Origin of the sequence: Mammaliicoccus sp. C-M13, assembly GCF_022386845.1 — a bacterium.
GTDB lineage: Bacteria > Bacillota > Bacilli > Staphylococcales > Staphylococcaceae > Mammaliicoccus > Mammaliicoccus lentus.
Genome location: NZ_JAJNHQ010000046.1, coordinates 1 through 244, shown reverse-complemented (window position 1 = coordinate 244; position 244 = coordinate 1). Strand labels below are relative to the sequence as shown.

Sequence of the window (244 nt, the reverse complement as noted above, 5' to 3'; positions counted from 1 at the left end):
ACAGATGATTGGGGTGAAGTCGTAACAAGGTAGCCGTATCGGAAGGTGCGGCTGGATCACCTCCTTTCTAAGGATATTACGGAATGACCATAAGGTCATGGAATAACGGAGACATATTGTATTCAGTTTTGAATGTTTATTTGACATTCAACATTGCACATTGAAAACTAGATAAGTAAGCAAATAGATTTTACCAAGCAAAAAACCGAGTGAATTTTTAACGAAATTCAACAAGCTTAATAAT

At 36.1% G+C, this 244-nt stretch carries 1 rRNA gene; it reads left to right on the top strand.

What is annotated here, in order from left to right:
- Positions 1-67: ribosomal RNA gene (locus LQ615_RS13420) — 16S ribosomal RNA — on the top strand; the annotation flags it as partial.
- Positions 68-244 lie beyond the last annotated feature (177 nt).